The sequence below is a fragment of the Arthrobacter sp. NPDC058192 genome, from assembly GCF_042883665.1.
Taxonomy (GTDB): Bacteria; Actinomycetota; Actinomycetes; order Actinomycetales; family Micrococcaceae; genus Arthrobacter.
This window is the reverse complement of sequence record NZ_JBHVVJ010000017.1, coordinates 92,788-113,666: the sequence shown is the minus strand read 5'-3', so window position 1 is coordinate 113,666 and position 20,879 is coordinate 92,788. Positions and strand designations below refer to the sequence as shown.

General features: G+C 67.4%; 21 protein-coding genes. 9 read left to right on the top strand and 12 right to left on the bottom strand.

The window, feature by feature from the left end; genetic code table 11:
* Positions 1–203: 203 nt before the first annotated feature.
* From ACFVVK_RS16935 to ACFVVK_RS16920, 4 genes are read left to right on the top strand one after another with little or no spacing between them, the layout of a single operon-like run.
* Positions 204–1,214, top strand: a complete 1,011-nt coding sequence (locus ACFVVK_RS16935; RefSeq protein WP_390269411.1) for a Bug family tripartite tricarboxylate transporter substrate binding protein — start codon at positions 204–206, stop codon at positions 1,212–1,214.
* Positions 1,211–1,714, top strand: a complete 504-nt coding sequence (locus ACFVVK_RS16930; RefSeq protein ID WP_390269408.1) for a tripartite tricarboxylate transporter TctB family protein — start codon at positions 1,211–1,213, stop codon at positions 1,712–1,714. Before ACFVVK_RS16935 ends, ACFVVK_RS16930 begins: the two co-directional genes overlap by 4 nt.
* Positions 1,715–3,388, top strand: coding sequence for a tripartite tricarboxylate transporter permease (locus ACFVVK_RS16925; protein ID WP_390269406.1), 1,674 nt, complete (start codon positions 1,715–1,717; stop codon positions 3,386–3,388).
* On the top strand, positions 3,385–3,786 hold the full coding sequence (locus ACFVVK_RS16920; RefSeq protein ID WP_390269403.1) for a universal stress protein: 402 nt from the start codon (positions 3,385–3,387) through the stop codon (positions 3,784–3,786). Before ACFVVK_RS16925 ends, ACFVVK_RS16920 begins: the two co-directional genes overlap by 4 nt.
* 202 nt (positions 3,787–3,988) lie before the next feature.
* Here ACFVVK_RS16920 and ACFVVK_RS16915 read toward each other — a convergent pair whose 3' ends face one another.
* The 8 genes from ACFVVK_RS16915 to ACFVVK_RS16880 form a co-directional block, all read right to left on the bottom strand.
* Positions 3,989–4,414, bottom strand: a complete 426-nt coding sequence (locus tag ACFVVK_RS16915) for an acyl-CoA thioesterase (protein WP_390269400.1) — start codon at positions 4,412–4,414, stop codon at positions 3,989–3,991.
* Positions 4,415–4,432: 18 nt separating this feature from the next.
* Complete coding sequence (locus ACFVVK_RS16910; RefSeq protein WP_390269397.1) at positions 4,433–5,266, bottom strand: HpcH/HpaI aldolase/citrate lyase family protein; 834 nt, start codon at positions 5,264–5,266, stop codon at positions 4,433–4,435.
* Positions 5,263–5,823 (bottom strand): MaoC family dehydratase, encoded by a 561-nt coding sequence (locus tag ACFVVK_RS16905; protein WP_390269394.1) that lies wholly within the window; start codon positions 5,821–5,823, stop codon positions 5,263–5,265. Before ACFVVK_RS16905 ends, ACFVVK_RS16910 begins: the two co-directional genes overlap by 4 nt.
* Positions 5,820–6,599, bottom strand: a complete 780-nt coding sequence (locus ACFVVK_RS16900; RefSeq protein WP_390269392.1) for a CoA transferase subunit B — start codon at positions 6,597–6,599, stop codon at positions 5,820–5,822. The genes ACFVVK_RS16905 and ACFVVK_RS16900 overlap by 4 nt, the downstream gene beginning before the upstream one ends.
* 2 nt (positions 6,600–6,601) lie before the next feature.
* Positions 6,602–7,435 (bottom strand): CoA transferase subunit A, encoded by an 834-nt coding sequence (locus ACFVVK_RS16895; protein WP_390269389.1) that lies wholly within the window; start codon positions 7,433–7,435, stop codon positions 6,602–6,604.
* A gap of 19 nt (positions 7,436–7,454) precedes the next feature.
* A complete protein-coding gene (locus ACFVVK_RS16890) occupies positions 7,455–8,618 on the bottom strand; it encodes an acyl-CoA dehydrogenase family protein (RefSeq protein ID WP_390269387.1) in 1,164 nt (387 codons plus the stop codon).
* Between the two features lie 103 nt (positions 8,619–8,721).
* The gene (locus ACFVVK_RS16885; RefSeq protein WP_390269384.1) at positions 8,722–10,929 is read right to left on the bottom strand and encodes a biotin carboxylase N-terminal domain-containing protein; all 2,208 of its coding nucleotides are present in this window, start codon (positions 10,927–10,929) and stop codon (positions 8,722–8,724) included.
* Between the two features lie 7 nt (positions 10,930–10,936).
* Positions 10,937–12,544, bottom strand: coding sequence for a carboxyl transferase domain-containing protein (locus ACFVVK_RS16880; protein ID WP_390269381.1), 1,608 nt, complete (start codon positions 12,542–12,544; stop codon positions 10,937–10,939).
* A gap of 147 nt (positions 12,545–12,691) precedes the next feature.
* Between ACFVVK_RS16880 and ACFVVK_RS16875 the strand changes: the two genes are divergently transcribed.
* Positions 12,692–13,372: a TetR/AcrR family transcriptional regulator gene (locus ACFVVK_RS16875; RefSeq protein WP_390269378.1), complete on the top strand. Its 681-nt coding sequence runs from the start codon at positions 12,692–12,694 to the stop codon at positions 13,370–13,372.
* Positions 13,373–13,614: 242 nt separating this feature from the next.
* Here ACFVVK_RS16875 and ACFVVK_RS16870 read toward each other — a convergent pair whose 3' ends face one another.
* The 3 genes from ACFVVK_RS16870 to pdhA are packed head-to-tail and all read right to left on the bottom strand — an operon-like array spanning position 13,615 to position 17,218.
* Positions 13,615–15,033, bottom strand: coding sequence for a dihydrolipoamide acetyltransferase family protein (locus tag ACFVVK_RS16870; RefSeq protein WP_390269375.1), 1,419 nt, complete (start codon positions 15,031–15,033; stop codon positions 13,615–13,617).
* Positions 15,030–16,040, bottom strand: a complete 1,011-nt coding sequence (locus tag ACFVVK_RS16865) for an alpha-ketoacid dehydrogenase subunit beta (protein ID WP_390269372.1) — start codon at positions 16,038–16,040, stop codon at positions 15,030–15,032. Before ACFVVK_RS16865 ends, ACFVVK_RS16870 begins: the two co-directional genes overlap by 4 nt.
* The gene (gene pdhA, locus ACFVVK_RS16860; protein ID WP_390269369.1) at positions 16,040–17,218 is read right to left on the bottom strand and encodes a pyruvate dehydrogenase (acetyl-transferring) E1 component subunit alpha; all 1,179 of its coding nucleotides are present in this window, start codon (positions 17,216–17,218) and stop codon (positions 16,040–16,042) included. The genes ACFVVK_RS16865 and pdhA overlap by 1 nt, the downstream gene beginning before the upstream one ends.
* Positions 17,219–17,414: 196 nt before the next feature.
* On the opposite strand from pdhA, the gene ACFVVK_RS16855 reads away from it, so the two are divergent.
* The 4 genes from ACFVVK_RS16855 to ACFVVK_RS16840 all read left to right on the top strand — a co-directional run bounded on the left by ACFVVK_RS16855 (position 17,415) and on the right by ACFVVK_RS16840 (position 20,208).
* Entirely contained in the window at positions 17,415–17,888 is a 474-nt protein-coding gene (locus ACFVVK_RS16855; protein ID WP_390269366.1) for an Lrp/AsnC family transcriptional regulator, read from the top strand.
* Between the two features lie 180 nt (positions 17,889–18,068).
* Complete coding sequence (locus ACFVVK_RS16850) at positions 18,069–18,866, top strand: hypothetical protein (protein WP_390269363.1); 798 nt, start codon at positions 18,069–18,071, stop codon at positions 18,864–18,866.
* Positions 18,867–18,993: 127 nt separating this feature from the next.
* Entirely contained in the window at positions 18,994–19,404 is a 411-nt protein-coding gene (locus tag ACFVVK_RS16845; protein WP_390269360.1) for a DUF4383 domain-containing protein, read from the top strand.
* 123 nt (positions 19,405–19,527) lie between these two features.
* The gene (locus tag ACFVVK_RS16840; protein ID WP_390269357.1) at positions 19,528–20,208 is read left to right on the top strand and encodes a hypothetical protein; all 681 of its coding nucleotides are present in this window, start codon (positions 19,528–19,530) and stop codon (positions 20,206–20,208) included.
* A 32-nt stretch (positions 20,209–20,240) separates the two neighbouring features.
* Here ACFVVK_RS16840 and ACFVVK_RS16835 read toward each other — a convergent pair whose 3' ends face one another.
* Complete coding sequence (locus tag ACFVVK_RS16835; protein WP_390269354.1) at positions 20,241–20,867, bottom strand: DivIVA domain-containing protein; 627 nt, start codon at positions 20,865–20,867, stop codon at positions 20,241–20,243.
* Positions 20,868–20,879 lie beyond the last annotated feature (12 nt).

Sequence of the window (20,879 nt, the reverse complement as noted above, 5' to 3'; positions counted from 1 at the left end):
GCGGCGGTGCCGTGAACTATACCCCACTGGGCAGGGGCTGCCCGGCAGAGGGCGGTCTTGTGAGGGGCCGGAAACGTGAACGAAATGAACTTAAGTTTCTCTGCGAACACAAGAGTGATCCCCGTCACGCGTGCCCCTAGCATCGAACCACCGGCCAGTCCGCTGGCCAAAAATGGAACATTCTTACTTGAGAAGAGGGAAACATGCGCCAGATCCGCGCATTGCGTATTGCCGCCGTCGCCGCCGGCATCGCACTTATGGCCACCGGCTGCGGTGCCACCGGCAAGAGCTCCACCGGCGCTGCCAGCTCCGGAGCCGCTGCTGGACCGATCACCGGACTGCAGATCATGGTCCCCAACACTGCCGGTGGAGGGTACGACACCACCGCCCGGGCCGCCGCAAAGGTTCTCGACGACGAGAAGATCACGAACAACACCGAGGTGTTCAACCTCGCCGGTGCCGGCGGCACCGTCGGCCTGGCGCGCATCGTCAACGAGAAGGGCAACGGCGACCTCGCCATGCTGATGGGCCTCGGCGTCGTCGGCGCCAGCTACACCAACAAGTCCGGGTCGAAGCTGACGGACACCACTCCCCTGGCCCGGCTCATCGAAGAGCCCGGCGCGATCATGGTCGGCAAGGACTCCCCCTACAAGACCATCGGTGACCTGGTGAAGGCTTGGAAGGCCAACCCCGGGTCGATCAGCGTAGGCGGCGGCTCCTCCCCCGGCGGCCCCGACCACCTTCTGCCCATGCAGCTCGCGGGAGCCGTCGGCATTGACGCCACGAAGGTCAACTTCGTCTCTTACGACGGCGGCGGCGATCTCCTTCCGGCGATCCTCGGAAACAAGCTGGGCTTCGCCGCCTCGGGCGCCGGCGAATACCTGAAGCAGATCGAATCCGGAGAGGTCCGCGTGCTGGCAACCAGCGGCGACAAGCGCCTCGAAGGCGTCGACGCCCCCACGCTGAAGGAATCCGGCATCGACCTGGTCTTCAGCAACTGGCGCGGTGTGGTTGCCCCTCCCGGCATCAGCGACGCAGACAAGGCTTCCCTGATCGCCGCCCTGGAGAAGATGCACGGCTCGGCCTCCTGGCAGGAAGCCCTCAAGCTGCACAGCTGGACTGATGCCTTCCTCACCGGTGACGAATTCAAGTCCTTCCTCACCGAGCAGGACAAGCGGGTGGCAGACGTTCTGACCAAGCTTGGGCTGGCGTGACGTCTCTGGCTTCCAGGCTCAAAGGCCGCTCCGAGCTGGGGGTCGCCCTCCTGCTCGGGGCGGTTGGCGTGCTGGTCCTGTGGGACGCCGTCGGCCTGGTGACCCCCTACTCCAAATCGGACCCCGTCGGGCCGAAAACGGTCCCCTACATCGTGGCCGGCCTCCTGATCGTCTGCGCAGTGATGCTGGCCATCAACGTGATGCGCGGCGGACACGGCGAGATTGAAGGCGGCGAAGACGTCGACCTGTCCTATCCTGCCGACTGGAAGACCGTGCTCCCCCTCGCCGGCGCTTTCGTTGTCAACATCCTGCTCATCGACTGGGCCGGCTGGGTCATCTCCGGAACCATCCTCTTTTGGGGCAGCGTCTGGGCGCTTGGCAGCCGGCACTATGTCCGAGACGGCCTCGTCGCCGTCGCGCTGTCACTGCTGACCTTCTACGGTTTCTACCTCGGCCTGGGAATTTCGCTCCCCGCCGGGCTGCTGGAAGGGATCCTCTAAATGGACGTCTTTAGCTCCCTCATGGACGGCTTTGCCACCGCCCTGACCCCCATGAATTTCCTCTACGCCGTGATCGGCGTGATCCTGGGCACCGCCGTCGGCGTCCTGCCGGGACTGGGCCCGGCGATGACCGTGGCACTCCTGCTGCCCGTAACCTCCGTGCTGGAGCCCACGAGCGCTTTCATCATGTTCGCCGGCATCTACTATGGCGGCATGTACGGCGGGTCCACCACTTCCATTCTGCTCAACACCCCGGGTGAATCTTCTTCGGTGGTCACGGCCATCGAAGGCCACAAGATGGCAAAGGCCGGCAGGGCCGCCCAGGCACTGGCGACGGCAGCCATCGGCTCGTTCATTGCCGGCACCATCGGCACCACACTGCTCGCCGTCTGTGCACCTGTGGTGGTCAAATTCGCTGTCAGCCTGGGTTCTCCCAGCTACTTCGCCATCATGGTCCTTTCACTCCTTGCCGTCACCGCCGTGCTGGGCTCCTCCCGGCTCCGCGGCTTTGCCTCACTGGGCCTGGGCCTGGCGATCGGCTTGGTCGGCATGGACTCGGTCACAGGGCAGCGGCGGCTCACCTTTGGCCAGCCGCTGCTCACCGACGGCTTGGACATCGTGGTGGTGGCCGTCGCCATCTTCGCCGTCGGTGAAGCCCTCTGGGTGGCCGCCCACCTGCGCCGGACCCCGCTTAACGTCATCCCCGTGGGGCAGCCCTGGATGGGCAAACAGGACTGGAAGCGGTCCTGGAAACCCTGGCTGCGTGGAACCGTGTTCGGGTTCCCGTTCGGTGCGCTCCCCGCCGGCGGCGCCGAGATCCCGACCTTCCTGTCCTACGTGACGGAGAAGCGCCTCAGCAAGCGCCCGGAGGAGTTCGGAAAGGGCGCCATCGAAGGCGTCGCCGGGCCGGAGGCCGCGAACAACGCAGCCGCGGCCGGCACCCTGACCCCGTTGCTGGCGATGGGGCTGCCGACCAACGCCACCGCCGCCGTGATGCTGGCAGCGTTCACCTCGTACGGCATCCAGCCGGGACCCCAGCTGTTCGAGAGTGAGGGACCGCTGGTGTGGGCGCTGATTGCCAGCCTCTTCATCGGCAACTTCCTGCTCCTGGTCATCAACCTGCCGCTGGCACCCCTGTGGGCCAAACTCCTGCAGCTGCCGCGTCCGTACCTTTATGCGGGCATCCTGTTCTTCGCGACGCTGGGCGCCTACTCGGTGAACCTGCAGGCGTTCGACCTGGTAATCCTGCTGGTGCTCGGTGCGCTCGGGTTCATGATGCGGCGGTTCGGGCTCCCCGTCCTGCCGCTTATCCTCGGCGTGATTCTGGGCCCGCGGGTCGAAGGCCAGCTGCGCAAGACCCTCCAGCTCTTCGGCGGCGACCCGGCCGGCCTCGTGAGTGAGCCGATCGCCGTCGGCATCTACATCATCGTGGCCATCATCCTGGTCTGGCCGCTGCTGCTGAAGCTTTGGCGCAGGTCGCGCCCGCGGGCGGTACCGGCGCAGGCGGTTGCGGCAGGCGCCGCAGGTCCGCTGCTGCAGGACGTCGAGGCCGAGGCCGGCAGCAGCGCTCGGCTGGCCGAGGCTGACGGCGGCGACGCCGGCGGCGAGATGGCCGAGGCAACAGGAAGCACCAACCAATCCGCCCACGCACGACGGCGACAGGAGGAACCGTGAGCATCATTGTCGGATACGTTCCCAGCTCCGAGGGGGTGGCCGCGCTTGAAACGGCGATCACCGAGGCCCGGAAGAGCCAGAAGCTTCTGGTGGTGGTCAACTCGTCCCGGGGCGATGCCCTCGTCGACCGGCGCTACGTCCAGGGCGACGACATCGCCGCGGTCGAGGACCGGCTCAAGGCGGAAGGCGTTGAGCACCTGATCCTGCAGCCGGTCCGCGGCAACGACGCGGCCAGCGAGGTCCTGCAGGCGGCCGACGAGCACCGGGCCGACCTGATCGTGATCGGCCTGCGGAAACGCACTCCCGTGGGGAAGCTGATCATGGGAAGCACGGCCCAGCAGATCCTGCTCGAAGCGGACTGCCCCATCCTCGCCGTCAAGGCGGCGCCAGGAAACTAGGGGCACAGGAAGCCAGTGGCACAGTGAGCTGGCGCCGGAATACCGGCGGAACAGTGAGCTAGCGGCGCGGGGAACCCCAAGGAACCGCCCGCCGGGAAGGCACTTCGCGGCAATGTTGACGAGACATTGCCGCGAAGTGCCTTTTTCGCGTGCCGGCGGAAGCGCCCTAGGGCATGCTGCTCAAGCAGTCAGCCAAGTGCGCTCATGAGGCTTCTTTTTCGAAGAACAGCGCCATGACGTCGGCCGGCCAGTCCGTCGCGCGACTCGTTTCCTTGTCGACGTAGGCAACGGTCATGACGCAGCGCGACACGTTATTTCCGCCGGAATCGACCATGGCGCACTCGATAAGCGCATCGGGCCCCCGGAACTCGCGCACGAACGACGTGATGGTGATTTCCTGATCGCCCCGAGCGGGCCGCAGAAAGTCGATCTCCATCCTCCGGACCCAGACCATGAACGGCAATGTGCCCAGGGTCTCCAGATCCCAACCGACGTTGTCCCGCAGGCCCTCCATCCGGTGATCCGTGTAATAGGTCGCGTATTTCCCCGTGCTCACGTGGTTATAGGGGTCGAGCTCGGAGAACTTGACCCGGTGCGTGCTCTTGTAAACGATCGGTACCTTCGCCATTCAGCGCTCTTCGCCGCCCTAGCGGCCCGCGCGGCGCAGTGTGGACTCGGCGTGCTTGAGGATTGGACCGTCGATCATCTTGCCTTGGAACTGGAAGACGCCGGTGCCCGCGGCTGCGGCGGCGTCGAGCAGTTCGGCGGCCGCTGTGACGTCGGCCTCGGAGGGTGCATAGGCTTCCCGGACCGCGGCCACCTGGTCCGGGTGGATGCAGGCCTTCGCCGCGAATCCGGATGCCACGGCGTCCCGTGCCTCGGCGGCCAGGCCGTTCAGGTCCGGGATGTTGACGTAGACGGCGTCGATAGCGTCCTTGCCGAAGGCGCCGGCGGCGAGAAGCACGCTGGAGCGGGCGTGGAGGGCCACGGCCCGGTAGTCGCCGCTCTCCGTCCGGCTGGAGGTGCCGCCGAGCGACGCCAGCAGGTCCTCGGCTCCCCACATGAGGGCCACGACGTTGGGTTCGGCGGCAATGGCGGGGGCGTTGAGGACACCCGCGGCCGTCTCGCAGAGGGCGATGACGCTGTAGCCCCCCAGCTCCTTGAGCTGGGCGGCGTTCTCGGCCTTGGCCAGCATGATGTGCCGGTAGGGCGTGTGCTTAAGGCAGTGCAGGTCCTTCTCGAACTCGTCTGTGCCGGCCGGGTTGACCCGGATGATGGTCCGGCTCGGATCCAGCTCCGGGACGTCGCCGGTAGCGCCCATCTGGGCGAGGATGGCGCCGCGGGCCCGCTGTTTGTCCCCGGGGGCCACAGCGTCCTCAAGGTCCACGATCACGGTGTCGGAACGTCCGGCAGCTTTTTGGTACCGCTCGGGGCGGTCGGCGGGGCAGAACAGCATCGCGGGACCCATCAGGAAACTCATGTCTCTATTGTCCCCTTTTGCGCCGCTTCCAGCCCGGTAGCGGCGTGGGCCTCGCGTGTCCACATCAGGCAGCTGCGGGCGGCGAGCGCCACGACGTCGCCGTGTTGGTTCCGGCCGGTGTGCTGCATGGTCACGATGCCCTGGCCGGCCCGGGAGGAGGAGAGCCGCTTCCCGGTGACCACAGTCTCGGTGTACAGGGTGTCCCCGTGGTAGAGCGGGTGCGGAAAGGACACATCCGTCAGGCCCAGCTGGGCGATGATGGTGCCTTGGGTCAGCTGGGGCACGGACTGGCCCACCACGGTGGCAAGGGTGAACATCGAATTCATCAGCCGCTGGCCGAACGGCTGCCCGGCGCTCCAGGCCGCGTCCAGGTGCAGGGCCTGGGTGTTCATGGTCATGGTGGTGAAAAGAACGTTGTCCGTTTCCGTGACGGTCCGGCCGGGCCGGTGGGCGTACACCACGCCCTCTTCGAGCTCGTCGAAATAAAGGCCGCGCTGTTCAATCACGCGGGGGCCGCCCGCACTGGCGCCGGGCGATGTCCGGTCTGTCTCACTCATACGGTCAATTCCTGGTCTTCCTCGAAGAGCTCGGCTCCGGTGGCCGCCACCACGTCTTCCACGGTCACGTCGGGGGCAAGTTCGCGCAGCACCAGCCGGGAGCGGCCGCCCTCGGTCACGACGTCGATCACGGCGAGGTCGGTGATGATCCGGTCCACACAGCCTTTGCCGGTCAGCGGCAGCGTGCAGGCATCCACGATTTTCGGCTTGCCGTTGCGGTCCACGTGCTCCATCATCACGATGACCTTCTTGGCGCCAAAGACGAGGTCCATCGCGCCGCCCATGCCCTTGACCATCTTGCCGGGAATCATCCAGTTGGCGAGGTCCCCGTTCTGCGCCACTTCCATGGCGCCGAGCACGGCCACATCGACGTGGCCGCCCCGGATCATGCCGAAGGAAGCGGCGGAGTCAAAGAACGCGGCGCCATTGTTGACCGTGACGGTTTCCTTGCCGGCGTTGATCAGGTCGGGATCGACCTCGTCCTCGGCCGGGTACGGCCCGACGCCGAGGATCCCGTTTTCCGAATGCAGGACCACCTCGACGCCGGCCGGGATGTAGTTCGGGATCAGCGTCGGCATCCCGATCCCCAGGTTCACGTACTGCCCGTTGTGCAGTTCCTGCGCCACCCGGGCGGCAAGTTCGTTCCGGGTCCAGCCCTTGCCCTGGCTGCCGTCGGGATGCACGACGGCGGAGCGCCGGTACTCGTGGCGCACGGCTTCGGGACGGGGCGGCGCGCTCTGGGCGTTGCTTTTTTCCACGGCACGGTTCGTTTCCACGGTTATGCTCCTGCCTGCGCTGCTGTCTTTGCATCCGGCGCTTCTGAATCCTTCGGCACTGCGGCCGGTGCCTTTGAAGGCGCGGCGGACACCGCAATCGTCCGCTTCTCAATTCGCTTCTCGCCCGGCGGGGCCAGCACCACGCGCTGGACGAAGATCCCCGGAACGTGGACGTGCTCGGGGTCCAGCTCCCCCGGCTCGACCAGTTCCTCGACCTCGGCGATGGTGATCTTCCCGGCCATGGCGCACAACGGGTTGAAGTTCATGGCGGTGGCGTGGAAGACCAGGTTGCCGTGGCGGTCACCCTTCCAGGCGTGCACGAGGCCGAAGTCCGGGGTGAGCGATTCTTCGAGCACGTAGTCGGCGCCGGCAAAACTGCGGACTTCCTTGGCGGCGGAGGCGATCGCAATGTTGCCGTCGGCGTCGTACTTTTGCGGCAGGCCGCCGTCGGATACCTGGGTTCCGACGCCGGCCGGCGTGTAGAAGGCGGGGATGCCGGCGCCGCCGGCGCGCAGTTTTTCGGCCAGGGTGCCCTGCGGGGTGAGGACCACCTCGAGCTCGCCGGCGAGGTATTGCCGGGCGAACTCCTTGTTCTCCCCCACGTAGGAGCTGATGGTGCGGCGGATCCGGCCGTCCTTGAGCAGGATGCCAAGGCCCCAGTCGTCGACTCCGCAGTTGTTGCTGACTGTCTCCAGGTTCGTGGCGCCGCCCTGGTGCAGGGCCTCGATCAGGGCCACCGGGATGCCGCACAGTCCGAAGCCGCCGACGGCGAGCGAGGCGCCGTCGTGGATGTCCGCGACAGCAGCGGCTGCGCTGGCAGCAACTTTGTTGATCATCAGTGATCCTTCCGGCCGGCTACAGTCCCAGTTCGCGGGCGATCAGCATCAGCTGGACCTCCGTGGTGCCCTCCCCGACCTCAAGGATCTTGGAGTCGCGGTAGTGGCGTGCCACGGTGAAGTCGTTGATGAAGCCATAGCCGCCGAACACCTGGGTGGCGTCCCGTGCGTTGTCCATGGCTGCCTCGCCTGCGACCATCTTAGCGATGGCCGCTTCGGTCTTGAATGGCTTGCCGGCGAGCATCCGGGCCGCGGCGTCGTAGTAGGCCAGACGGGCGGTGTGGGCGCGGGCCTGCATGCGGGCGATCTTGAAACTGACGGCCTGGTATTTGCCGATGCTCTGCCCGAAGGCGCTGCGTTCCTTGGCGTATTTCACGGACTGGTCCACGCAGCCCTGCGCGGCGCCCACGGCGAGGGCTGCGATCGCGATCCTGCCCTCGTCAAGGATGGAGAGGAAGTTCGCGTAGCCGCGGCCGCGGGTGCCGAGCAGGTTCTCCTCGGGGACGTGGACGTTGTTCAGCGTCAGCGGGTGGGTGTCCGAGGCGTTCCAGCCGACCTTGTTGTAGGCCTTCTCGGCCTTGAAGCCCGGGGTGTCGGTGGGCACGAGGATGGTGGAAATCTCCTTCTTGGTGCTGCCGTCCGGGCGCTCCTGCTCGCCGGTCACCGCAGTGACGGTCACAAGCCTGGTGATGTCGGTGCCGGAGTTGGTGATGAATTCCTTGTTGCCGTTGATCACCCATTCCCCACCGCCGAGCTTGGCCGTGGTCTTGGTGCCGCCGGCGTCCGAGCCTGCCTCCGGTTCGGTGAGGCCAAAGCCGGCGAGCGCCTTGCCGGAGGCCAGCAGCGGCAGCCATTCCTCCTTTTGCGCGGCGTTACCGAAGCGGTGGACCGGCATGGCGCCGAGGGAGACGCCGGCCTCCAGCGTGATAGCGACGGACTGGTCCACCCGGCCGAGCTGTTCCAGGGCCAGGGCCAGGGCGAAGTAGTCCCCGCCCATGCCGCCGAACTCTTCGGGGAAGGGCAGGCCGAACAGGCCCATGTCCGCCATCTGGGAGACGATCTCGTAGGGGAAGCTGTGTTCCTCGTCGTGTTTCGTGGAGACCGGGGCGACCACTTCGTCGGCGAATTCGCGGACGGTGTCGCTGAGTTCCTGGTATTCGTCGCTGAGTTCAAAACTTGCCATGGGGGTGACTCCTGTGTCTGGGTAGAGCGATGATCTGGCGATGTGCGGTGCGGGTTGCGCTGGGAAGGGGCGGGTCAGTGAGGCGTGCTTAGATAAGGGGCGGTCATTCGGCCGCGCCCATCGCGATGACAGCCTCCTCGATCGTGTCCTCGGCTGCGTCCCCGGCAGTGGAGGGTTCCGGCGCGTGGACGGCGGGGTGGATCGTCGCCAGCACCTGGTCCCCTTTGACGAGGTCCCCGGATCCGACGCTGATGTGGACCGTGCCGTCGAGGGGTGCCACGAGCTGGTGCTCCATCTTCATGGCCTCCACCGAGAGCAGCACCTGGCCGGCCTCCACGGTGTCGCCGTTGTGAACGGACACGGACACTACGGTGCCGGGCATCGGCGAGCGCACCGCCGGGTCAGCGGCGCCTTCCTCACGTTCGATCGCCCCCAGCACCCGGGCGAGCCGGGCTTCGCGGTCCAGGACCTCGAGCCGGCAGGACCAGCCCTCGTTGCCGAGGAACATTTCCGTGGGCGCCACGGGCCTGGGTCCCCCGCTCGGCGCAACGGGGCCGCAGTGGACCGGCGCCATCGCATACTCATGGGCTTCGCCGTCGAGGGTCAGCCCTGCGTGGTTGCGTCTCGTGAGGCGCAGGGACGCGGCGCGCCGCGGACCGCCGTCGATGCGCACCGCCACCCCGCCGAGCGCCACGCTGCCGGACACCTCGACTGTGGCGACCCCGCCGTCCGGCGTCCCGAGGCTGATCCGCCGCGGTGCACGGTCACCGAGCCGCCACCCGTCGCGGCGGTTCCACGGCCCCGCTACCGGAGCTTGCGGGCCAGGCTCTTCCGACGCCGCTGCGTACAGGGCCGCGACCACCAGTTCAGCGCCGCCCGGGCGGCGGAACGAGAACTCGGGCATCTTGCGTTCGATCAGGCCGGTGTCGAGACGCCCGGCGCGGACGTCGGCGTCGTTGATCAGCAGCCGCAGGTATTCGACGTTGGTGTCGATGCCCAGTGCGGTGTAGCCGGCGAGCGCCCGGTCCAGGGTGTCGAGTGCCTCGGTGCGGTCCTCGCCCCACGCGATGACCTTGGAAATCATCGGGTCGTAGCTGCTGGAGATTTGGAGGCCCTCCAGCAGGGCCGAGTCGACACGGACCTTGCCTTCTGCGTCTCCGGGCAGTTCGTTCAGCAGCACGACCCGTCCGATGGAGGGCAGGAAGTTCTTCTCCGGTACCTCGGCGTAGACGCGGGCCTCCACCGAGTGTCCGGTGAGCACGACGTCGTCCTGGCGGAGGCTTAGTTCCTCGCCGGCGGCGATCCGGACCTGCCATTCGACGAGGTCGATGCCGGTGACCATCTCGGTGACGGGGTGCTCGACCTGCAGTCGGGTGTTCATTTCCATGAAGAAGAACTCGCCGGGGGCGTTGTCCGAGACCAGGAATTCCACGGTGCCGGCGCCGGAGTAGTGGACGCTGCGGGCGGCGTTGCAGGCTGCCTCGCCAAGGCGCGCGCGGATGGCTGCGCCGTCGGACAGTGATTCCAGCAGCGGGGACGGGGCTTCCTCGATGACCTTCTGGTGCCTGCGCTGCAGCGAACACTCGCGTTCACCCAGGTGGATGACGTTGCCGTGGTTGTCAGCCAGGACTTGGACCTCGATGTGGCGAGGGGTGGTGACGAGCCGTTCCAGGAAAAGTGTGTCGTCGCCGAAGGCGCTTGCCGCGACCCGGCGTGCGGTGGCCAGGGTGGCCGCCAGGTCCTCGGGGCGTTCGACAACGTGCATGCCCTTCCCGCCGCCGCCGGCGGAGGGCTTGATCAGCAGGGGGAAGCCGACGCCGGAGGCGGCCTCGATGAGCTGTGCGTCACTCATCCCGGGTTCGGCGATCCCCGGGACCACCGGGACGCCGTGGCCGGTGACGTGGTTCTTGGAGCGGATCTTGTCGCCCATGACATCGAGGGCTTCGACGCCGGGGCCGATGAACGTGATCCCGGCCGCCGCGAGGGCCCGCGCGAAGTCGGCATTCTCGCTCAGGAAGCCGTAGCCGGGGTGCACGGCCTCGGCGCCGGTGTCGCGGCAGGCCTGGAGGATGGCCTCGATTTTCAGGTAGCTCTCGGTCGCGGCGGCCGGGCCGATCCGGACTGCGACGTCGGCTTCCCGCACGTGCCGGGCGTCGGCGTCGGCGTCGGAATAGACGGCGACCGAGCGGATCCCCAAGGCGCGCAAGGTCCGGATGACGCGGCAGGCGATCTCGCCGCGGTTGGCGACCAACACGGTGCCGAACAAGGGCTTCTGGTGTGTCGAAGGTTCAGTCGACAAAGAAATGGTCACAGCTGACTCACATCCGGAACAGGCCGAAGGAGGTCTCCGGCAGCGGGGTGCGGGAGACGACGTCGAGCGCGAGTCCCAGGACAGTGCGGGTGTCCGCGGGGTCGATCACGCCGTCGTCCCAGAGGCGGGCGGTGGAGTAGTAGGGGCTGCCCTGGTCCTCGTACTGGGCCTTGATCGGGGCTTTGAAGGCTTCCTCGTCCGCGGCGGACCATTCCTCGCCGCGGGCCTCGTACTGGTCCCGTTTCACGGTGGCGAGCACGCTGGAGGCCTGGTTGCCGCCCATCACGGAGATCCGGGACGCCGGCCACATCCACAGGAAGCGCGGCGAGTAGGCCCGCCCGCACATCGAGTAGTTGCCGGCGCCAAAGGATCCGCCGATCACCACCGTGAGCTTGGGGACCCGGGCGGTCGCGACGGCGGTGACCATCTTGGCGCCGTTCTTGGCGATGCCGCCCTGCTCGTAGTCCTTGCCGACCATGAAGCCGGACAGGTTCTGCAGGAAGATCAGCGGGATGCCGCGCTGGTCGCAGAGTTCGATGAAGTGCGCGCCCTTGAGCGAGGACTCGCTGAACAGCACGCCGTTATTTGCCACGATGCCCACCGGGTGGCCGTGCAGCTTCGCGAAGCCCGTGACCAGGGTGGTGCCGTAGTTCTTCTTGAACTCGTGGAACTTGCTGCCGTCAACCAGCCGGGCGATGACCTCGCGGACGTCGTACTGGGCGTTGACGTCCGTGGGAACGGCGCCGTAGAGCTCGTCCGGGTCGGCAACGGGTTCGACGACGGCGTCGACGTCCCAGGCCGGGGCGGCCGGCTTCGGCAGGGTGGCGACGATGTCCCGGACGAGTTGGAGGGCGTGCTCGTCGTTCTCGGCCAGGTGGTCCGTGACTCCGGAGATCTTCGAGTGCACGTCGCCGCCGCCGAGTTCCTCCGCTGTGACGATCTCGCCGATTGCGGCCTTCACGAGCGGCGGGCCGCCGAGGAAGATGGTGCCTTGGTTGCGGACAATGACAGTTTCATCGCTCATCGCCGGGACGTAAGCGCCGCCGGCCGTGCAGGAGCCCATTACCGAGGCGATCTGGGGGATCTTGGCGGCAGACATCTTTGCCTGGTTGAAAAAGATCCTGCCGAAATGCTCCCTGTCCGGGAAGACCTCGTCCTGTTTGGGCAGGAACGCCCCGCCCGAGTCCACGAGGTAGATGCAGGGCAACCGGTTCTCCAGGGCGATTTCCTGCGCCCGGAGGTGCTTTTTCACCGTCATTGGATAGTAGGTGCCGCCCTTGACTGTCGCGTCGTTGGAAATGACCAGGACCTGGCGTCCGTGGACCAGGCCGATCCCGGCAATCAGCCCCGCGCCCGGAGAGTCATCGTCGTACATGCCGTTGGCGGCCAGGGGCGCGATCTCCAGGAAGGGGCTGCCGTCGTCGAGCAGCTGGTCGATGCGCTCCCGCGGGAGCAGCTTGCCGCGGGCCACGTGGCGTTCCCGGGATTTTTCCGGCCCGCCCAGAGCGGCGGCGGCAAGCCGTTCCCGCAGCTCGCAGGCGAGTCCACGCTGGGCCTCGCGGTTCGCGGCATAGGCGGCGCTGGTCGCGTCCACCCGGCTGGCGATTGTCTCCATTGACTGTTTCCGTCCCCTGACCTGCACCGGACCGGCCCATTCCGCCGCCCGGCAATTTCGGTTAGTACCGCATAACTGAGATTTAGGTTAGTCTCTATTAACTGTGATGTCCAACACAGGGACCATCTGCAACGAGGGGATGCGCCGGTGACCGAGCCCAGCCTGACCACCCAGACACCGCCAACCCCGGCCCCCGCCGCGCCGGCCCCCGCCGCCCCGGCCCCCGCCACCCAGCGGAGCCGGGCCAAGGCAAACCGCCGGCAGGCCCTCTTGTCCGCCGCCGCCACGCTGTTCGCGCTCCAAGGCTTCAACCGTGTCTCACTGGAGGATCTGGGGGCCGCGGCCGGAGTCAGCGGGCCCGCCGTCTACCGCCACTTCGCCGGCAAACAGGCGGTCCTGGGTGCCCTGCTGCTCAGCGTCAGCCAGGACCTGCTCGACGGCGGCCGGCGGGTTGTGGCCGATTCCGACGGCGCCCTGGCGGCACTGGCCGGCCTCGTGACGTTCCATGTGGACTTTGCCTTGAGCAACCCGGATGTCATCCGGGTTCAGGACCAGGATTTCAGCAACCTTGCCGACGAGGACCAGGACGAGGTCCGCACACTCCAGCGCAGCTACGTTGAACTGTGGGTGGAGGTGCTGGCCGGGCTGCACGAGGGCACCGAGGCCGCCGAGCTGCGGATGCGGGCACATGCCACCTTCGGCCTGATTAACTCCACTCCGCATTCGGTGCGCAGCCACGGCCGCCGGATCGGCGTCCGGCGCGCCCGGCCGCTGCTGGAGAGCATGGCAATGGCCGCGCTCCTGGCGCCGGCTGCCTCCGAGCACTGACGCCGCCGTCGTCACTCCGAACCCGAGGCACCCCGCACACCGCACCCCACCGCCCGGCGCCCCGCACCCTCTCCCCGCTGCCCCTCCTCCGCCATCCGGGGCGACTTTGGCGCCGACACGCCGCCAAATCAGGCCGCCGACGTCGAAATCCCCCTCAAAGTGCCCCCGGACGGAAAACCCGGAGAGAACAAAGCAGCCGACCGCTCCCCTTTCGAGGAACGGCCGGCAGCACAGAGCCCGGGTTAGACCATTGCGAGGACCATGCCCGGGTCGGCCAGCATGGTGCCGAGGTCCTGGAGGAACCGCGATCCCTGTTCGCCGTCCACCAGGCGGTGGTCGAAGGAGAGGCTGAGGGTCATGACCTGGCGCAGCGCGACCTCGTCCTGGTACTCCCACGGCATCTTCCGGACCGCGCCGAGGGCCAGGATGGCAGCCTCACCAGGATTCAGGATGGGCGTGCCGGCATCAATGCCGAAGACACCGATGTTCGTGATGGAGATCGTGCCGCCGGAGAGGGACTCCGGGCTCGTCTTGCCCGCCCGGGCGGTGTCCGTCAGTTCCGTTAGCGCGGAGGACAGCTCCCGAAGCGACAGCCGGTCCGCGTCCTTGATGTTAGGAACCGTCAGGCCCCGCGGGGTTGCCGCCGCGATGCCCAGGTTGACGTAGTTGAACTGGACGATCTCCTGGCTGGCCTCGTCCCAGCGGGCGTTGAGGGTCGGGTGATTGCGCAGGGCGATCAGCACGGCCTTGGACACCAACGTCAGCGGCGTGAGCTTGTACCCGGCAAATGCCCGGCTGTCCTTCAGCCGGCCCAGCAGCTCCATCGTGGGCGTGACGTCAATGGTCAGGAACTCCGTCACGTGCGGCGCGGTGAAGGCGCTCGCCACCATGGCGGCGGCCGTAAACTTGCGCACCCCCTTGATCGGAATGCGGGTCTCCCGCGCACCCTGGGCCGGCCCGGCCGGCTGAGTCTCCGGGCCACCAAGTGCCTGCGCACCGGCGAGCTCCTGCGCCGCGGCAGGCAGGTCCCCGCCGCCGACGAAGTTCCGGACGTCGTCGCGGGTGATGAGCCCGCTCACCCCCGAGCCGGTGACCGCCTCAAGGTCGACGCCGAGATCCTTGGCGAGCTTGCGCACCGGCGGCGTGGACCGCGGACGCTCCGCGGGAGGCGCGGCGGCCGCAACCGGGGCAGCCGGTTCGGCCGCAACCACCGGGGCAGCCGGTTCGGCCGCAACCACCGGGGCAGCCGGTTCGGCCGCAACCGGGGCGGCCGCAGCCGCACTGGAAGCGAAGGTGCGGGCGCGGCGCGCGGGCCGGCCGGAGGCTTCGAGCACTGCCCCGTAGCCCACCAGGTTCGGCTCGCGCTTGGCGGTTTCTGCAGCGGGGGCCGAACCGCCGGCGCCGTCGTCGCCCTCAATTTCAAAGGAGACGATCGGCTTTCCGACCTCAACCACGGTCCCGGGCTGTTCGTGCAAGGCCGCCACCACGCCGGCAAACGGCGAGGGCAGCTCGACGACGGCCTTGGCGGTCTCCACCTCGGCAATGATCTGGTTGAGGGTCACGGTGTCACCCACCGCGACCTTCCAGGCCACGATTTCCGACTCGGTCAGTCCTTCACCGAGGTCCGGAAGTCTGAATTCCTTGATCATGGTGGCGCTCATCCTTCCAGCCCGCTGAGGGAGTTGGGGCGTCCCAGGGCACGGTCTACGCCGTCGAGGATCCGGTCAAGCCCCGGAAGGTGGTGCATTTCCAGCTTCGAGTACGGGTATGGAACGTCGAAGCCGGTCACCCGGACCGGGGCGGCCTCGAGGTGGTAAAAGCAGCGCTCGGTGATGCTCGCGGCGATTTCGGCGCCGAGGCCGCCGGACTGAGAGGCTTCGTGCGTGATGACCAGCCTGCCGGTCTTGCGGACCGAGGCCTCCAGGGCGTCGAAGTCCAGCGGGGCCAGCGAGCGCAGGTCGATCACCTCGACCGAGACGCCTTCATCGGCGGCGGCGAGGGCGGCGTCGCGGGCAGTCTTGACCAGCGGGCCGTACGCCACGAGGGTCACGTCCCTGCCCTCGGTGACCACGCGGGCCTTTTCCATGGAGAGGGCACTGTTAAGGTCGAGGGACTCGTCCACCTCGCCCTTGTCGTGGTAGCGCCGCTTGGGTTCGAAGTACAGCACGGGATCATCGGACGCGATGGCCTGCTGGATCATGGTGTAGGCGTCCTGGGGGTTGGAGACACTGACGACGCGCAGCCCCGAGGTGTGGGTGAAGTAGGCCTCCGGCGACTCGGAGTGGTGTTCCGGGGAGCCGATGCCGCCGCCGAACGGGACGCGGATGGTGATGGGCATCTTGACGGCGCCCCGCGTGCGGTAGTGCATCTTGGCGACCTGGCTGACGATCTGGTCGAACGCCGGATAAATGAACCCGTCGAACTGGATCTCCACCACGGGCCGGTACCCGCGGTAGGCCAAACCGACGGCGGTCCCCATGATGCCGGATTCCGCCAGCGGCGTGTCCACGACGCGGTGCTTCCCGAAGTCCTTCTGCAGGCCGTCGGTAACGCGGAAAACGCCACCCAGGGCACCGATGTCCTCCCCCATCAGCACTACCTTGGGATCGTTTTCGAGGGACTTGCGCAGGCCCGAATTGATGGCTCGGGCAAAGGTCATCTGCGTCATCAGCGTGCACCTTCTTCAGAAGCGGCTTCTGCGGGATCGCCGAAGGAAGCCAGGTAGCGGGAGTAGTGGTCCTGCTGGCGGTCAAGCCAGGAGTTGGGCGTGCTGTAGACGTGCTTGAAGATATCCAGCGGCTCCGGGTCGGGCATGTTGATGGTGCCGGCGCGCAGTTCCGCAGCCACCACGTCAGCCTTCGCGGCGACGGCGGCCTCAAGGTCCGCCGTGAGCAGCCCCTTGCGCTCCAGGAGGGATTTCAGCCGGGCGATTGGGTCCTTGGCGGCCCAGTCCTCGAGCTCGTTGGCGTCCCGGTAGCGGGTGGGGTCATCCGCCGTCGTATGCGGGCCCATCCGGTAGGTCACTGCCTCGATGAACGTGGGACCGCCGCCCCGCCTCGCGCGGTCCAGGGCGATGCGCGTGGCCGCCATGACGGCGAGGACATCGTTTCCGTCCACCCGCATGCTGGGAATGCCGAAGCCCACGGCGCGGTCCGCCAGCTGGATGTGGGACTGCACGCGGACGGGCTCGGAGATGGCCCAGTGGTTGTTCTGGCAGAAAAAGACGACCGGTACCTGGAAGCTCGCGGCAAAGACCATGGCTTCATTGACGTCGCCTTCGCTCGTTGCGCCGTCGCCGAAGTAGGCCACGGCGACGCAGTCGGCGCCGTCGTTCTGGATGCCCATCGCATATCCGGTGGCATGCAGGGACTGCGCGCCGATGATGATCTGCTGGGTGGCCACATTGACGGTGTAAGGGTCCCAGCCGGACGATGCGCTGCCGCGCCAGGCCCGGACCAGGTCCTCGACCTTGACCCCGCGGCAATAGCCGACGCCGTTGTCCCGGTAACTGGGGAAAACGAAGTCGTCCTCGCGCAGCGCGCGGGCCGAGCCGATCTGGGATGCTTCCTGGCCCAGCAGCGGCGGCCAGAGTGCGAGCTCGCCCTGTCGCTGGAGAGCGGTAGCCTCGGCGTCGATCCGGCGGATGACCACCATGTCCTCATAGAGCGAGCCAAGCTGCTCATCACTGACATCCTGGAGCCATGGATCAAACTCCGGATGGCTGATTCGCTCACCCGCCGGGGTGATGAGCTGGACGAGATCGCCGCCCGCACGCCGCGTTGAATCTTCACTGTTTCGGGGGCTCCCGGCGACAATTCCGCCCTTGCCCGCGTCGTCGGTTAACACAGTTTGTCCGCACCTTCTGACGTCGTCTGACCGGAGCTCGCAGGACTCGTGATCCCGCGGCGCGCCAGCCGCCCGGGCGCCGTTGCCCCGGATAATTGTGACCCTACTCACAATGCTCATTGGGTACAACCGCCCGTAATAATATTGAGCATTGTGCACGCCGTAGACAGTCACGGCCGTGCTAATCTTGCGCATTATGCAAGCTTTGGATGGCACCGACACCCGCCTGCTTTCGGCGATGGCCCGGGATCCCCGGGGGACTGTGGTTGCCCTCGCCCAAAAGCTGGGACTATCGCGAAACACGGTGCAGGCCAGGATGGCCCAACTGGAGAAGAAGCACGTCTTCCTCTCCTTTGAGCGACGCATCAACCCCGCGGCCCTCGGCTACCCGCTGATGGCGTTCATCTCCGTCCACGTGCAGCAACAAAAGCTTGGCACTCTGGCCGCCGCCCTTGCCGGTATTCCGGAAATCCTTGAGGGCTACGGTCTGACGGGCTCTGCCGACCTGCTCCTGCGGGTGGTGGCGCTCGATGCCGAGGATCTGTTCCGGATCAACGGCAAGATTCTGGCCTGCGACGGCGTAGACCGCACCGACACGGCCCTTGCGATGGGTGAGCTGATCCCGTTCCGGATACAGCCTCTGCTGGAGCGCGGGTCCGGCGACGCCTGATCTGCGCATCCGGTCCCCTGGCTCCACGCTGATCTGCAGCTTTGGTGGTTCTGGTGATCTGTCCGGTCGCCGACGGCGGCGCTAGGCTGTGTCCGTTGGGTGTCCTTGAGTCCTTGGGTCCGCAGGCGGCCCTGCATAAAAAGGGCAGTGGCTGTCTGGACTGCCGGAAAGGCTTGAACCGTGAGCAGTCCTCAGGAACAGCACCGCCCGGTCCCGCCCCAGCCAGGTTCTGAGCCCGCAGCCGGGCATCCGGCGCCCGGGGAGCCGCCCATTCCCTACTATGCGGCCCGGCCCGGCCCGCCCGACGACGACGTGGCCCCCTCTGCCGGCTCCGCACCCTACGCTCCACCGAACGGCGCCCCACCGTATGGGCCGACCTCCTCCAACGGGGTTCCGCCGTCTGGGCCGCCTCCAAGCGGCGCTTCGCCCAACTACGCCCCGCCCGCCAACTACGCCCCGCCCTATGGCCCACCGTCCTACGGGCCGCTGCCCGGGCCGCCAGGGCCACCGTCCTACGTGGGCCCGGGCCAGCCGCCGCCAAAGACGAGCCGCAAGGCGTTGTGGATCGTCTTGGGGATTGTCGGCGGTGTCCTCCTGCTGGCCGCCGCCGGTGCCGGCGCCGCGATCCTGGTCAGCTTGGTGGGCGGTGCCACCAACCAGGCCCGGGCCTTGTCGGACGAGTTCACCAAGCTGATCATCGCCGGCGACGTCAACAATGCCTACGAGAATTACCTGGACCCGGCGCTCATGCAGAAGTTGTCCCGGGAGGAGTTTGCCGCCGGGGTACAGAGCCTGGGGCTGGACGGAACCTGCAAACCGACCTACTCCAGCGTTAAGGTCAACTCGAGCAACGGTGCCAACGCCGCCGACATCGCCGGATTCATCGAGTGTGCCACCAAGCGGGTGGTGCTGGTCTATCGCTTCGAGGGCCGCGATGAGCTGAAGATGGTGACTATCCGCCTTCGGCCGGAGGGCTGACTTTGGAAAAGTTCCCGGACCGCGCCCATCCACAAGGGCGAATAGTCCGAATCGCCTACAGAGAGTCCCGTCCGGGGGCTCCCACCCCGGCCGATCAGCACGTCGGCCCGTAGAAAGGATTCGGACCATGCGCACATCACCGAACCGTTTAACCGCCACCGTCTTCGGAGCCGTCTACCTGCTTGTGGGCCTCCTTGGATTTGTGGTCACCTCCGGCGTCGGCTTCGCCGCCACAGAAGGCTCCAACCTCATCATCTTCGAGGTGAACCCTCTGCACAACGTCATCCACCTCGCCATCGGCGCCGCCTTGCTCTACGCCGGCCTCAAGGGCGTGGCCGCGGCGAAGGCCGTCAACACCGCCGTCGGGGCCGTGTACTTGCTCGTGGGCATCATCGGGCTTTTCCTGCTCAGCTCACCGCTGAACATCATCGCCCTGAACGGTCCGGACAACGTCCTGCACCTTGCCAGTGCCGTGCTGCTGCTGGGCGTCGGACTCTCCATGGACAAGGCAGTCGCTCCTGCCCGCGCCCACGCGTAGGACCGTTCTGTTAACCAGCGGGGGTTCTGTTCAGCAGTTAGCTCTGTTCAGCAGTTAGCTCTGTTCAGCAGTCAGCTCACGGCGCCTAGCAGCGTCACTAGTGAAGGCAAAGGGATGGTCGAGATGCAGTCAGTTCCGCGGCACAAACTCTGTCGCGCGACGGCGGACAGCGGTACTGCTTCCAGCGGTACGGCTTCCAGCGGTACTAGGGCTGCGGCCGTCGGGCTCCTTGCCGGCTTCGCCGGATTCGGCGCCGGCGCGGTAAATTTGGCGATCTCAGCGAGCCTGCTCCTGCCACCGGCCGCAGGAGCAGGCGCCCCGCCGGCTGGCGGCGTCGCGGCGGCGGGCGCCGTCGCCGGGATCTGGGGTTTAGCCATCCTTGCGTGGACGGTCCTGACCCTGCGCCGGGGACAGCTGCTGTGGACCGGTCCGGCCACGGCACTACTGGTGGGAGCGGCGCTCGTGCATGCTCTCGCGGCGGCCGGAGGGCAGCCGCTGAGCAGCGGGTCGCTCGCGGTGAGCCACCTGGCCGCCCTGCTCCTGACCCTCATGATCCTGGCGGCCGCGGGCTGGCTCCGCCGGCGGAACTCCGGCGCGGCCATGGCTGCCGCAGGCGCGGCCACGGCGGCCGCAGGCGCGGACACAGCCGGTCTTCGGCCCGGACGGCTCCTGCTGGCCGCATTTGGCTGTGCAGTTCTGGTGGCTGCAGTGGCCACACCGGGCCTGGCAGCCTCCACGGCCGGCCAACTCGCGGTGCCCCATGGCAGCCACGGGACCCCTGCCTCGGGCCACCACGGCGGATAGGCGCAGCCCGCCGCCCGCACGGGCGGGCAGAACTAGTCGATTGCCGCCATGAGCTCGACGGCGCGCTCCAGGAACGCGTCGACCTGGCTTTCCTCATAGCCGTCCGGGCCCACCGCGGGGCGGAAGACGGCGCGCCGGACGTTGTCCACGCTCAGCGGCTGGTCCTCTTCGAGGTAGCCGATCAGCTCGCGGCAGAGGTCGTCAACGTCAGCGGTGTTGTAGCTGCGCACCTTGGCCTTGGACGGGCGCCGGAAGCGCTGACCGTCCGGGCGGTGCAGACGCCCGCGCAGGACGCCCGCGAGCCGGCCGATTTCGCGCAGCCATGCCTCCTCGCCACGTTCGGCAACCAACTCATCGCGCTCCCGGCGGGCAAGGGCGTCTTCCAGCCGGTCCAGCGCAGCGTCCACGCCGGCTGCGGCGTAGCCGCCCTTGACGGGGTCGAAGGAGACAGCCCGGACGTCCGCGCTCTTGATGGCCCGCCCGGTCGAACTCGGAGATTCGAATGACACCCGTGCGCGTTGCAGGAAATCGTCGACCTGCCTGGCGTTGTAGCCATACTGGTTCCGCTGCACGCGGTCAAAAGACGCCGGGATTTGCCGTTGAATGTCCACTGTAACTTTGTTCCTTCGATGCCGTTCGGCTGGTTTGCTCGGCTCCATTCTAGGCGCCGG